The organism is Mucilaginibacter frigoritolerans, from assembly GCF_007830615.1.
Taxonomy (GTDB): Bacteria; Bacteroidota; Bacteroidia; order Sphingobacteriales; family Sphingobacteriaceae; genus Mucilaginibacter; species Mucilaginibacter frigoritolerans.
The window spans coordinates 104,697-119,194 of sequence record NZ_VLLI01000009.1; the positions used below are offsets into that span (position 1 = coordinate 104,697).

A 14,498-nucleotide genomic window follows, 5' to 3' on the forward strand; every position below is an offset into this window, starting at 1 on the left:
AAAAATTTAATTGTTGATAAATAATAACGGTTTTAAAGTGCCATATTAGTATATCTACATAAATTAAAAAAAAAATGATGCCTTTTTTGCTTATCAGTTATGTTTATATAGATCATAATCACAACAGCATATGAAAAAAACCTACTGCTCTTTGTTTTTTATCTTAACACTAACTTTACCATTTGTTCTTTTTGCACAGGAAAAAGCAGATACTGTTTTTTCCATAAAACAATGCATTGATTTTGCCCTGAAAAATCAGCCTGCTGTAAGACAAGCATCAATTGATCAGGAAATCAATGAAAAAGATATCCGTATCGGGCTTTCTGCCTGGCTCCCCCAGGTAAGTACAAATGGTCTTTACCAGCATTATTTTAAAGGTGAACCTGCTGCAGTTGCCTCCGATCCTGCGCTCGCCGCATCCGGTACAAATATAAACGAATATTCTGCATTGAGCTTACAAGCAAGTCAGGTTATATATAATAACGATGTTTTACAAGCTGCAAAAGCAGCTAAATATTCGAGATTGTATTATAAACAAAATACAGTAAGCAGTCAGATAAATGTTGTTTCTGATGTAAGTAAGGCTTTTTTTGATGTATTGCTTTCGCAAAAAGACCTTGATATTTTAAATGAAGATATTATTCGGCTGCAACGCAGTTTAAAAGATGCGTATAACCGGTATCAGGCTGGCTTGGTTGATAAAACTGATTATAAACAGGCTACTATTTCACTAAATAACTCATTGGCAACGCGCAAACAAACGGCTGAAGCCATTAATAGTAAATTAGCTTATTTAAAGCAGATTATGGGCATATCCCGTGACCATAATATTAAGCTTGCTTATGACTCCACTCGTTATGAACAGGAAGCAAGTATTGATACTAATCAGCAACTTGACGTTAGTAACCGGATAGAATATCGTTTATTACAAACTCAAAAGAATCTGGAAAATGTAAATGTGAGTTATTATAAATGGGGCTTTCTGCCTTCTTTATCAGCCAATGGTGAATATGACCTTTATTATTTTAGCAATAGGTTTTCAACCTTATACAATAATTCAACCCCAAGTTTATTTGCCGGACTTACCTTAAACCTGCCCATTTTTACCGGAACTAAAAGGCTTCAAAACTTAAGTAAGGCACGTTTAGAAGTTGACCGCACTGATCTTGATATTGAAAATACCAAAAACACCATCAATACTGAATATGTACAGGCCTTGGCAAGCTATAAAAGCAATTACACCAATTGGATACTGATTAAACAAAATGTTGATTTGGCAAAAGATGTTTATAAAGTGGTAAGCCTGCAATACCGCGAAGGTATTAAAACCTATCTGGATGTTATTGTTGCCCAATCTGATCTTCAAACAGCTGAATTAAATTATTATAATGCCCTATTCCAGCTTTTATCAAGTAAAATAGACCTCGAAAAATCACTCGGTATCCTTAATGTACAATAATGTTGAATATGAAAACAAAAAATATACTTCTATCAGGATCACTTGCACTGTTATTATGGACATCGTGCCAGAAAAAAGCAAAACCTAATGCAGCATTACCGCCTACTCCGGTAAATGTTGCAGCTGCAAAAACAGCTGAAGCAGTTTATTATGACCAGTATCAGGGTACTGTAGTAGCGTTAAACTATGTGGAATTGAGAAGTGAAGTTTCTGGTTTTATTACCGGTATATTTTTTAAAGAGGGTGACATAGTTGCAAAAGGAAAAGAATTATATGAGATAGACCGCCGTAAATATGAAGCAGCTTACCAACAGGCAGAAGCTAATCTACTAAGCGCAAATGCCAATCTGATAAAAGCGCAAAAGGACATTGATCGTTATACCATGCTACTGAAAAATGATGCGGTTGCCCGTCAAACTGTTGATCAGGCCCAGGCAGCTTATGAAACCAGTAAAAGCGAGGTTGCTGTTGCCAAAGCAGGAATATTATCAGCTAAAACAGATTTATCTTACTCCATCATTTCAGCCCCATTTACAGGCCGAATAGGTATATCACAAGTAAAATTGGGTGCACAGGTTTCACCCGGGACTACTTTATTAAATACCATATCAAGCGAGCATCCCATTGGTGTGGATGTGGTTATAAATGAACAGGATATCAGTCGTTTTTATGACCTTAAAAAAAGAGGGACTGACTCAACCTTCAAACTTACTTTGTCTGACGGAAGCAGTTATAATAAACCAGGCCAGGTTTTAGCCATTGACAGGGGAGTGGCCAGTGGTACTGGTACTATTAAAGTAAGAATCCAGTTCCCGAATGATGATGACGTATTAAAAGATGGCATGAGCTGTGTTTTAAATGTATTGAACAGTGCATCGGGCAACAGGGTACAAATTCCGTATAAAGCGGTTACCGAGCAGATGGGAGAGTTTTTTGTTTTTGTATCACAAGATACTATTGCCAAGCAGCATAAAGTAAAATTAGGCCCACGGATTGGTAATGACGTAGTTGTACTATCAGGCATTCAAAACGGAGATAAAGTGATCACCGAAGGATTTCAGCGCCTACGTGATGGTGGAAAAATAACACTTGGTATTCCTGCTGTACAAACACCAGGGCAAGCCGGCGGCAAAAGCGCAAAATAGTAAAATAAAGGCAACACAATTTTTTTCTAAAAACAAAAAGATGATCGCAGATACTTTTATAAGAAGGCCGGTTACAGCAATTGTTATCTCAATAGTAATTGTGGTTGTGGGTATTTTATCAATAATGAGCTTACCTATTGGCCAATATCCGGAAATAACACCGCCAACTGTTCAAATTACAGGTACTTATAACGGCGCCGATGCCGTAACTGTTGAACAAACCGTGGCTACGCCTATTGAAGTTCAGGTTAACGGTACACCGGGCATGACCTATCTGCAAAGTAACAGTACCAGTAACGGTCAAATGACCATGACTGCCAACTTTGAAGTAGGTACAGATATAAATATTGCTGCGCTGGATGTTCAAAACAGGGTTGGTATTGCAACACCATCATTACCACAGGATGTTCAGCGTTTGGGATTAATTACACGTAAACGAAATCCGAGTATATTGATGCTGGTAGCGATGTTTGCACCAAAAGGCACGCATGATGTCACCTTCATGGATAATTATACCAATATTTTTGTTAAAGATGCCTTAACCCGCACCAAAGGAGTGGGTGATGTATTTACACGTGCCGATGACTTTAGTATGCGTATATGGCTTAAACCAGATAAGCTTGCTGCACTGAGCATGACGGCAGCCGATGTTGTTGCTGCCTTAAATGAGCAAAATGCACAAGTTGCAGCCGGTGTAGTAGGGGTACCGCCACAAGAAAAAGCCCAGCCATTTGAATATACCGTATTGGTACAGGGACGACTTTCAAAGCCAGAAGAATTTTCAAACATTATTGTAAAAACTACACCTGGCAATGGTGCAGTGGTTCATTTAAAAGATATTGCACGTGTTGAATTAGGAAAATTCAACTATTCAGGTAATTCATTTGTTGATGGCCGCCGGGCTTCTTACCTATTGGTTTACCAGGCACCAAACAGCAATGCGTTGGAAACTGCAGATAACGTTTATGCTACCATGGAGCAGCTTAAAAAATCATTCCCGACTGATGTTGATTACGTAGTACCATTTGAATCAATAACCGTGGTAAAGGTTTCAGTTAGTGAGGTTATTGAAACGTTGATTATAGCATTGGTTTTGGTTATTGTAGTAGTATTTTTGTTTCTACAAAGCTGGCGTACAACATTAATCCCGGTATTGGCTATACCTGTATCGATTATTGGTACATTCATATTTTTCATACCACTTCACTTTACCATTAATACGCTTACGCTGTTTGGCTTTGTTTTGGCCATTGGTATAGTGGTTGATGATGCCATTGTGGTGGTTGAAGCTGTACAGCATTACATGGATGAAGAGGGTATGTCGCCGAAAGAAGCGACAACGCATGCAATGGCCGATATATCTGCACCGGTTATTGCAATAGCCCTTATTTTGGCGGCCGTGTTTGTCCCTGTTGGGTTCATTCCCGGTATTGTGGGCAGGCTCTATCAGCAATTTGCTATAACAATCGCTATATCTGTTTTGATATCGGCTTTTGTAGCACTTTCACTAACCCCAGCACTTTGTACATTACTTTTAAAGCCGCGTAAACTTGATGAAAAATCAAAAGGACTCGACAAACTGTTTTTTAAATTCAATCAATGGTTTGACCGGGTGACCCACAGATATCGTAATGGTGTTGATAAGAGTATAAAGAATTCCAAATTTATTATCATCATCTTGGTATGTATCATAGCAGGGACGGTTATGCTGTTTAAAAACAAACCTACAGGCTTTATTCCGTTGGAAGATGACGGACGTATTTATATTACCTATGATTTGCCGGAGGCTTCATCAACTCAAAGAACAGTTGGTGTTTTGCATGAAATGATGAAGACGCTGGATAGTATCCCTCAAATACTCCATTATGCAGCATTGGGTGGTTTAAATGCAGTAAGCTTTGCAAGTAAATCTAACAGCGCCACCATATTTGTGCAATTAAAACCATGGGATCAGCGTGAGGATAAAAAAGATCAGATAACCGCTATAATTGCCAATCTGCAAAAGAAATTGTCGCGATTTAAAGAGGCCAGTGTGGTGGTTATTCAACCACCAGCAATACCTGGTTTGGGCAGCACGGGTGGATTCTCCTTTATACTGGAAGAAAAGGAAGCCGGTGGTGACATTAAAACATTTGAAAAAACATTAAAAAACTTTGTAGGGGAGATTAATAAACGACCAGAAATATCAAGAGCCTTTACTTTCTTCACTGCCAGCACGCCAGCTTACCAATTAACTATTGATAGGGAAAAAGCAAAGAAATTGGGCGTATCCATTTCTGATGTTAATGCTGCTCTCCAAACTTATATGGGTAGTACCTATGTCAACGATTTAACCTTATATGGACGAACGTTTCACGTTTTGGCACAGGCCGACACCAACTATCGAACGAACATCCAAAATATAGGGCAATATTTTGTGCGTAATCAATCAGGTACAATGGTTCCGCTAAGCACCTTAACTTCGTACAAAGTAATTGAGAATGCGCCACTGATATCTCACTATAATTTATTCCGGTCAGCCGAAATTGATGGGGGTGCAGCGCCTGGCTATAGTAGTGGTGATGCTTTAACGGCTTTAAAGGATGTAGCTGATAAAACCCTGCCACAGGGATTTGGATATGAATTTTCGGGATTGAGCCGTGAGGAATTGCTATCCGGTTCAAGTACGGTATACATATTTATGCTTTCGATTGGTTTTGTATTTTTATTCCTGGCGGCATTATATGAAAGCTGGTCGGTTCCTTTCTCTGTTCTTTTAGCTGTTCCTTTGGGCGCTTTTGGAGCGATATTGTTTTTAACCTTCCAAAAAAATATAGCTGATAATATTTATGCCCAAATTGGTTTGATAACCCTCATAGGACTAGCAGCCAAGAATGCAATTTTGATTGTTGAATTTGCCAAAGAGCGTGTTGACCGGGGAATGGAGCTGGAAACTGCTGTGCTGGAAGCGGTGAGATTACGTTTAAGGCCTATTTTAATGACTTCGCTGGCATTTATATTTGGTGTATTACCACTGGTATTTGCTTCCGGTGCAGGTGCACAAGCGCGGCAAACCATTGGTTGGACAGTTTTTGGAGGAATGCTTGCAGCAACATCATTGGCTATATTTATTGTGCCTGTATTATTTTATGTAATTACCCGGTTTGCTTATGGAAAAGAAAAACTGGCTGAGTTACATAAAAATTATAAACCAGATCCGGCACATGGTGATCCTAAAGAATAGAAAAAAGCTCCCGTTTGGGAGCTTTTTTGTTAAATATCCATTTTTATATTCGCTTTCGCGTTGGCGCATTCTTTGAAATAAAGAATTTGCCCTGTTTTGCAGTCAAATTTTTTTTGTAATCATTACAAAAGTTAATCAATTGAATAATTTTTTTCGAATTTTGTGACATTTTCAAATCACTCTTCTTCCAATCTTCAGTATTGTTAAAAATCAACTGATAATCAACAGTTAAGCTATTAACAATTGTTAATAAACTTTTTCTTTCTGGGGTTTTAAATCAGTCCTATGGTATTGAATGCATTAAAAAATGGCACTACTGGCAAAGTATTTGTAAAGTGGACAGTGTTTAATACTATCTATTATTCACTTTATGAAAAACGCAACGATGAAAAAGACAATCAAACTATTAGCTTCAGTAGCAACTGCTGCAGCTATATTTTTTGCCACTGATGTAAAAGCTCAAACAATAACCCCTAATAAGCTAAGATTTGGAATAGGTGTTGAAGGTGGTTTGGTAACCGGGAGTGCTCACGACTTTTCTAATGCCGAATTAGGTGGTACAGGAAGGTTGCAATACGGAGTTTCGAATAACTTAGCTATAACCTTAACATCCGGTTATTATAATTTCTTTGGTAAAAATGAACCTGGTACTAATCTTAAATACCAATCATTAGGTATGGTTCCTATTAAAGCAGGTATAAAATACTTCTATACCTCTAATTTGTATTTAGGTGCCGAGGTGGGTGCTGGTATTGAAACCAAAACTTTTTTACCACAAGGTGTAGATGAGAACTTTGCAAATAAAGACACGAAGCTTATCTTATCTCCTGCATTAGGTTACGCTACCAAGCATTGGGATGTAGGCGTACGTTATGAAAATTATTCAGGCCAAAGTAATAATTACGGCCTTGTTGCATTACGTTTAGCTTATGGTTTTGGGTTATAAACTATAATCAACCTAAAAGCATATTAAATAAAAAGCCCGTTGTTATTTAACAGCGGGCTTTTTGATATTTATTAATAAGTGATAATTATTATTTCAACTTCCCCAGAGCTTCTTTAATACGCCTTACAGCTTCAATTAACGTATCTTCTGCTGCGGCATAAGAAATACGGATTGATTTTTTATCACCAAAAGAATCGCCACCCACTGTAGCAACATGAGCTTCTTCCAGTAAATAAATGCTCAATTCATCAGCGTCATTAATAGTTCTACCATTGTAGTTTTTGCCGAAGAAAGAAGTCACATCTGGGAAAAAGTAAAATGCACCTTCAGGAAGATTAACTTTTACCCCATCAATTTCTTTTAAAAGTTTATAAACAATATCGCGACGTTTTTTAAACTCACCACGCATTTGCAATACGCTTTCTAAACCACCTTCTAAAGCGGCGACCCCTGCCTTTTGAGTAATAGAGCAAGTACCTGAAGTAATTTGACCTTGAATTTTATCGCAAGCTGCAGCAATTTCTTTGTTTGATGCGGTATAGCCAATTCTCCAGCCGGTCATGGCAAAAGCCTTTGAAAAGCCATTTATAATAATCACTCGGTCTTTTATTGAATCGAACTGAGCGATAGATTCATGCTTATCAACAAAGTTGATGTGCTCATAAATCTCGTCAGACATAATGTAAACATGCGGATGCTTTTCAAATACTTTAGCTAAACCTTCTAACTCACTTTTACTGTAAACACTTCCTGTAGGGTTACAAGGAGATGAAAACATAAATAGCTTTGTTTTAGGTGTAATAGCAGCTTCTAACTGAGCCGGAGTAATTTTAAAATCCTGTTCAACAGGTGCATCAATAAATACACTTACGCCCTCGGCTAATTTTACCACTTCTGAGTATGAAACCCAGTAAGGAGTAGGAATAATTACCTCTTCACCGGGGTTAACCAAACACAATACAACATTAGCAATAGCTTGTTTAGCTCCGGTAGAAACAACGATCTGACTTGCGTCGTAATCCAAGTTGTTTTCTGTTTTAAGCTTTACAGTAACTGCTTTTCTCAGGTCAGGGTAACCTGCTACGGGCGTATAGTAAGTAAAGTTCTTATCCATAGCCTGCTTTGCAGCTTCCTTTATATGCTCAGGTGTATGAAAATCAGGTTCGCCAAAGCTAAGGCTGATCACATCAACGCCTTTAGCGGCAAGTTCGCGGCCTAATTTGGCCATCTTAATTGTTGCGGATTCTGACAGGTTATTGATCCTGTTACTTAATGCAGTCATATATTTTCTGTTATTGCGGCAAATATAGAAAAGTCAAAAGTCTTAGTCCTTAGTTATTAATCATTTATTTACTTTTTTTTATTATTATGCTATTACACTAGCAGTTTCAGTCTTAAAATACCGCTGTTATTCCTATTTTTGCCCACAAATCAAATCATCTTGAAAGAGCACAAAAGAATTATACTTATTTCTTTAATAACCGGTATAGTTCTGATGCTTGCCAAATTCGGGGCATATCTTTTAACGGCATCAAATTTTGTGCTTACTGATGCTGCCGAAAGTATTGTAAATGTTTTAGCCAGTGCTTTCGCCTTTTTCAGTATTTACCTGGCTTCACAACCACGGGATGAAAACCATCCATATGGTCACGGCAAAGTTGAATATTTTTCGGTTTTTATTGAAGGCTCGCTGATTGGTATTGCAGGCGTAATTATCATCATTAAGTCGGTTTATAGTATATTTTACCCAACCATTATTCATGATTTACTAACGGGTGCCATTATTATTGGCATTACTGGGGCTATTAATGGTGCTTTGGGTTATTATATGATTAGCAGGGGTAAACTGCTTAAATCCATCACCATTGAAGCAGATGGCAGACACCTGCTTACGGATATGGTTACCAGCGTTGGTTTGGTTGTCAGCTTGTTATTGATTAATTTCACTAAAATAATATGGCTGGATAGTGCTTTATCTATCCTGGTAGCAGGCTATATTTTATACAGTGGTTATAGACTTATCCGCAGATCGGTTTCCGGTTTAATGGATGAAACTGATTTTGCTATTGTAACAGAAGTTGTAAAGGTATTAAATGAGCAACGGAGGGATGAATGGATTGATATTCACAATTTCAGGGCACAAAAGTATGGACACGAACTGCATATTGATTGTCATTTAACTTTACCCAATTACTTCAACCTTGTTCAGGTACATAATGAAGTAAAACAGGTTGACAAGCTGATAAACAAAGAAGTAACCCAAACAGAATTATTTATCCATACCGATCCTTGTTTACCGGAATGTTGCCATTATTGCAGTATGCCTAACTGTCCGATACGGTCTGAGGCTAAAACAGAAAACATTAGCTGGACAATGGATAAGATCATCCGGAATAAAAAACACTTTGAATAATGTATCCATTTAATGTACGTGTTTACGGGTTGCTTGTAAATGAACATAATGAAGTATTAATCAGCGATGAACAAGAGTATGGTATTCGTTTTACCAAATTCCCCGGAGGCGGTTTGGAAGCTGGCGAAGGCCTGGTTGATGGGTTAAAGCGTGAGTTTATGGAAGAATGTAATTTGAAAGTGGAAATAACCAACCATTTTTATACAACTGATTTCTTTGTGAAATCAGCATTTAACGATTCGCAGATAATTAGTGTTTATTATAAGGTTAAAAATATGGAGCCCGTTAACTTAATTATTAAAACCAAAGTTTTTGATTTTGATGGCGAAGGAGATGTGTTGCAGGCTTTTAGATGGGTAAAACTGGAAGAACTTAAGTTGGATGACTTTCTGTTTCCGACAGACCAGCAAGTTGTAAAACTTTTATTAAATAATATATGAGTTTAGTTGAGAGGGATTTAAAAGTCATATGGCATCCCTATACGCAGATGAAAACGGCCCAGCCGCCTATACCTATTGTTAGGGGCGAAGGAACTTGTCTTTTTGATGAGAATGGTAAAAAGTATATCGATGCGATATCTTCGTGGTGGGTGAATATTCATGGGCACGCACATCCATACATCGCCAAAAAAGTAGCAGAGCAACTCCAAAAATTGGAGCATGTTATATTTGCAGGCTTTACGCATGAAGGAGCAATTGAGCTTGCTGAAAGACTGCTTAACCTACTGCCAATCAATCAAAAAAAAGCTTTTTATTCAGATAATGGTTCAACGGCTATTGAGGTTGCTATAAAGATGTGCCTGCAATACTGGCATAATAAAGGCCAGGGCCGGAACAAAATTATAGCCTTTAAGAATGCTTATCATGGGGATACATTTGGTGCCATGGCCGTAAGTGGCCGCAGCGCTTTTACGGCGCCATTTGACTCGCTTTTATTTGAGGTTGAATTTATTGATTTACCTGATGCTTCAAACATCAAAGCTCTCAAATCTCAAATCTCTAAAATCAAAGACGAAACGGCCTGTTTTATTTTTGAACCATTAATACAGGGTACTGCCGGAATGTTGATGTATAAGGCTGAACAGCTTGACCAATTGATGGCTCATTGTCGCAAAGAAGACGTTTTAATGATAGCTGACGAGGTCTTTACAGGCTTTGGCCGCACAGGTAAACCCTTTGCGTGTAACCATGTAAATGAACTGCCCGATATTATGTGTTTTTCAAAAGGTTTAACCGGAGGCACTATGGCATTAGGATTAACCACATGTACACAGGCTATTTATGATGCTTTTTTGAGTGATGACCGGCTTAAAACCCTATTTCATGGGCATTCATTTACTGCTAATCCTGTAGCTTGTTCGGCTGCATTAGCTAGTTTGGATTTGTTTACGGATGAACAGACAGCTATTAGCATAAAAAGAATAGAAGCTTCACATGTGCAATTTGCTGCTAAAATTAAAAGTCACCCTAAAATAAAAGCGATAAGACAAACCGGAACCATCATAGCAATGGAGTGGGAGACAGGTAATAACACATCATACTTTAGTTCGCTGAGAGATACTTTATATAATTACTTTATTGATGCCGGAATTATACTGCGCCCTTTAGGAAATATTATTTACATTTTACCCCCATATTGCATTACAGATGCTGAACTAGCTTACATTTACAGCAAAATTGAGCAGGCACTGAATGAAATTTAAATATGATTTCACCGATGACAGAATTACTACACTGATTTATCATCGAATTAATCAGTGTAATCATTCTCCAAAATCAGTGAAATCAATAAAATGATACTATGGAATTGAATAAAATACTTTCAACAATTATTGCCGATAATGAACTTCATGCAAAATGGCTAAATACGCTTTCATTAATGGAAAACACGGGAGCCAGAAAGATATCTGCAAGTGAAGACCCGTTAACGGTTACTTACATTATATTAAAACATGCTGCAGAGGAACACCGCCATGCTTTCTATCTTAAAAAACAATTGGAGAAAACTGGAGTTGGTCTTTGCCCTACCTATGCTGCTGAATATTTAATGGCACCGGGGTACAGCAAGTATTATTTAAATCAACTGGACATTGATATTTGTCGTTATTTAAAAACCGAGCTAGGCCTTACTGGCAAGGAATTACGCTTTGCAGCTTATTTATTGGTAACCTATGCCATTGAAGTTCGTGCAGATGAACTTTATCCGGTTTATCAGGATGCTTTGGACAATGCAGGGAGTAAGGTAAATGTAAAATCAATTATTCTGGAAGAGGAGGGACATCTGGAAGAGATGATCAACCAATTAAAGCAATTTTCGCCTGATTGGGAATTACATGCAGAAAAAGCGGTTAGGTTTGAAAGCACTTTATTTAACAAATGGGTACAGGCTTTAAGTACAGAGGTAAACACTTACGCTTAATACATATTACAATTCAACAAAAAGCCACTTGAAGAAGTTTCAAGTGGCTTTTCAATTAAAAAGCCGATCTTTTTATTATTTATCCTCCTGGATTAAGATCAGCCAATGAGCCTTTTTCATAATCTTTAGAAATTCCATAAGTTCCGGCAGGTGCAGAATCATCAGTGACTTTTGAAATGGTTATGCTAGTTTCCTGGCCTTGCTGAAAAGCAGTGTATTGTACAGGGAAACCACCAATTGCTGTATAATAGAAAGGTATTGCAGTGGTTGGAACGCTGATATCATTAGTGATCCAGATATCGTAGGTTTTGCCGCTTTTATTATCTTTAGCTACTACTTTTTTGCAATTAAAGCCCGAAATCTGTTTGGCTTCAGTAGTAGGGGTATAGGTAAAGGTTGGTAAAGCAGCCATTCCTTCTTCAAGTTCGGCAGGAGTTGCAATACCAGCTTTTTTAATAGATGCAACAGGCACATCAATTAAAACTGCTAAATAATCATGCTTGGCATCGGTTAAAATTTTCACATTGGCTGGACCTACAGTAACAACCGTTGCAGATGAATCAGCACTAAAGTATTGTTTTACATCTGCAGGCTGACCGCGCATTTCGGTACTGTAAGAAATAACCCCTTGTTTATAGATTTTTTGTGCACTGGCACTAAAGATAGTTGCTGTAAGCGAAATGCCAAGTGCAACGTTAAAAAATTTAATATTCATAAATTTAGATTTGTTAGTACAATTTAGTTTTTCTTAGTTAAAGATACAAATTTTAATTACTCTCCTTTAGATACAGAAATAATCGAATTGTTACGTTTTAATATTTTATAATCAATATTCATACTATCGCTCTGATGTTTAATGGTATTTAGCTTTCTATCTGTGAAACCGGCATCAACCAGTAGTAAATCATATTTAAAATTTCTATTCAAATCATTTAGTGTATTTTTTTGATAATCTGAAAGATAAACATAATCAACCAATAATTTATTTGTTTGTTTTTGATTGTGGAGTGGCCTGTCTGCAATAAATATCTTTTTATTAAAAAATTGGATGTAGTTATACTTTTTCCGAAACCAGGCAATATGCATATCCTCATTCATTTGAATTACTCTGGTATTATTAACCCTACAACTATCAAGGTATGGCTGAATGGAGTATTGATATACCTTATCAACAGGTTTAAGATCGGACAAGACAATTGCAGCATTACCATATTTAAAGATAATTCCTTTATGCTTTTTGAGGTTTAGCCAGGTTATATTTTCTTTTCTGATTAACATAATATAATTTATGTTAAAAATGAGAGAAAAGAGCAAAGCTGCCATTAAAGAAGATTTGAGCAGCCGGTTTTTTTTATAATAAAGGAAAGAAAACAAAGTGATGATGATAATATACAATAACAAATATTCTGATACGGTAATCCATATTTTATTAATACTTGCGTAGGGAGTATGCTCAACAATAGCTAAACCTTTGTTCATTAAAATAATTGTTTTTTCGAGAATAAGGGCTATCGATACCGATATGACAGGGATTTTGGGCAGTAACAAATACAGAATACCTGAGTACATTATAATGGTTGAGGGAATAACAATAAAAAGGTTACTGATTAAAAAATAAACCGGGAACTGGTGGAAATAAAAGGCACTTAGGGGAAATGTAATAACTTGTGCTGCTATAGATACCGAACATAAGGCCCATAATTTATCAAGCCATCTATTTTTAACCGTAAACCATTTATATACTAGCGGTTGAAACACAATGAGGCCAAATACAGCTAGGTAGGAGAGCTGGAAACCAACATCAGTTATAAAAAACGGATCATAAATTAGTAATACAAAAGCAGAAATAGCCAGTATATTTAGTGTATTAATGTATCGACTAAAGGTTTTTCCGATAATTACCATACTGATCATCACTGCGGCACGGCAAACTGCCGGAGAAAAACCAGAGAGCATGGAATAGTACCAGATTAACAAGATGATAATGAATGCTTTGATCAGCTTACCACGCTTATACTTATCCAAAAAGCCAAGCATTACAGCCAACATTGCATAAATAATAGCCACATGCGCACCTGAAACTGATAACACATGAACCGTACCTGTTTTGGAATATGCCTGTAAAACATCATTACTTAAATCGGCTTTGTATCCTAAAATTAAGGTTGACGCTACGGCGATAGCATTAGTATCGCACATGTTGAGTTTCAATTTTTCAACTAGCCGCTGCCGCAGGCGCAAAGAGTAAGCAATTAAGGGATTACCTGTATTTGACCGGATTAGTACAAATTGCTTAGGATAAAAGAATGCCTGGTAAAATATATTTTGATTGGACAGGTACTTTTTGTAATTAAATTCAGCCGGAATAAATGGAGGTTCAACCTAATTATATTTTGCCGGGATAAGCAATTCATCACCGTAATAGAGGTTTTTAGCAGCTGTATCTTTTATAGCGATCAGTAAAGTACCGCTTACCAGTGCCTTTTTTCCTTTATTGATACTTTCTTCCACATCTGCAGTTAAACGAAGCAATCCATTTTTTAAAATAGGTTCGTTATTAATTTTTATCAGCAGGTATTGTGATGGGGCTTTACTGAAATGATCTTTGTTGTTTAACTCTTTATAATTAATAACCAAAAGCCAGCCAAATACGAAAAGGATGGTTGTAATCAATATCCCACCTAGCCAACGTTTTTTATACAGTTTAAAGCGATTGTAATTGAAATTTAGCAGGATAAAGGCTGCAATTAAACATACAAATACCAATGTTAGCCAGCGTGTATCAGCAGCAGACAGTAGATGGATACCGAAACCAATTCCCAACAAAAAAGGTAGGAGTAAAACAACTATGGGGATTTCACCTTTGTGATTTGCAATCATAGACAAGGTAAGGG

The 14,498-nt window shown here is 37.1% G+C and carries 12 protein-coding genes; 8 read left to right on the top strand and 4 right to left on the bottom strand.

What is annotated here, in order from left to right:
• The first annotated feature begins 130 nt into the window (after positions 1 to 130).
• The 4 genes from JN11_RS15715 (at position 131) to JN11_RS15730 (ending at position 6,773) form a co-directional block, all read left to right on the top strand.
• A complete protein-coding gene (locus tag JN11_RS15715) occupies positions 131 to 1,459 on the top strand; it encodes a TolC family protein (protein WP_144914074.1) in 1,329 nt (442 codons plus the stop codon).
• Between the two features lie 8 nt (positions 1,460 to 1,467).
• Entirely contained in the window at positions 1,468 to 2,604 is a 1,137-nt protein-coding gene (locus tag JN11_RS15720) for an efflux RND transporter periplasmic adaptor subunit (protein ID WP_144914075.1), read from the top strand.
• 40 nt (positions 2,605 to 2,644) lie between these two features.
• Entirely contained in the window at positions 2,645 to 5,827 is a 3,183-nt protein-coding gene (locus tag JN11_RS15725; RefSeq protein WP_144914077.1) for an efflux RND transporter permease subunit, read from the top strand.
• Positions 5,828 to 6,212: 385 nt separating this feature from the next.
• Positions 6,213 to 6,773, top strand: coding sequence for a hypothetical protein (locus JN11_RS15730; protein WP_144914079.1), 561 nt, complete (start codon positions 6,213 to 6,215; stop codon positions 6,771 to 6,773).
• Between the two features lie 88 nt (positions 6,774 to 6,861).
• On the opposite strand, the gene JN11_RS15735 is transcribed toward JN11_RS15730, so the two are convergent.
• Positions 6,862 to 8,055 carry a pyridoxal phosphate-dependent aminotransferase gene (locus JN11_RS15735; protein WP_211360789.1) on the bottom strand — a complete coding sequence of 398 codons (1,194 nt, stop codon included), beginning with the start codon at positions 8,053 to 8,055 and terminating at the stop codon, positions 6,862 to 6,864.
• A gap of 159 nt (positions 8,056 to 8,214) precedes the next feature.
• Here JN11_RS15735 and JN11_RS15740 point away from each other — a divergent pair, with 159 nt between their 5' ends.
• The 4 genes from JN11_RS15740 (at position 8,215) to JN11_RS15755 (ending at position 11,604) form a co-directional block, all read left to right on the top strand.
• Positions 8,215 to 9,186 carry a cation diffusion facilitator family transporter gene (locus JN11_RS15740; protein ID WP_144914081.1) on the top strand — a complete coding sequence of 324 codons (972 nt, stop codon included), beginning with the start codon at positions 8,215 to 8,217 and terminating at the stop codon, positions 9,184 to 9,186.
• On the top strand, positions 9,186 to 9,626 hold the full coding sequence (locus JN11_RS15745) for an NUDIX domain-containing protein (RefSeq protein ID WP_144914082.1): 441 nt from the start codon (positions 9,186 to 9,188) through the stop codon (positions 9,624 to 9,626). Before JN11_RS15740 ends, JN11_RS15745 begins: the two co-directional genes overlap by 1 nt.
• Entirely contained in the window at positions 9,623 to 10,888 is a 1,266-nt protein-coding gene (gene bioA, locus JN11_RS15750) for an adenosylmethionine--8-amino-7-oxononanoate transaminase (RefSeq protein WP_144914084.1), read from the top strand. Before JN11_RS15745 ends, bioA begins: the two co-directional genes overlap by 4 nt.
• A 98-nt stretch (positions 10,889 to 10,986) precedes the next feature.
• A complete protein-coding gene (locus JN11_RS15755; protein WP_211360791.1) occupies positions 10,987 to 11,604 on the top strand; it encodes a hypothetical protein in 618 nt (205 codons plus the stop codon).
• Positions 11,605 to 11,683: 79 nt separating this feature from the next.
• On the opposite strand, the gene JN11_RS15760 is transcribed toward JN11_RS15755, so the two are convergent.
• From JN11_RS15760 to JN11_RS15770, 3 genes are all read right to left on the bottom strand, one after another.
• Positions 11,684 to 12,319: a hypothetical protein gene (locus tag JN11_RS15760; protein ID WP_144914086.1), complete on the bottom strand. Its 636-nt coding sequence runs from the start codon at positions 12,317 to 12,319 to the stop codon at positions 11,684 to 11,686.
• Positions 12,320 to 12,375: 56 nt separating this feature from the next.
• Entirely contained in the window at positions 12,376 to 13,803 is a 1,428-nt protein-coding gene (locus JN11_RS15765; protein ID WP_144914088.1) for a ComEC/Rec2 family competence protein, read from the bottom strand.
• A 183-nt stretch (positions 13,804 to 13,986) separates the two neighbouring features.
• On the bottom strand, positions 13,987 to 14,484 hold the full coding sequence (locus JN11_RS15770; protein ID WP_144914089.1) for a DUF4131 domain-containing protein: 498 nt from the start codon (positions 14,482 to 14,484) through the stop codon (positions 13,987 to 13,989).
• Between the last annotated feature and the right edge of the window lie 14 nt (positions 14,485 to 14,498).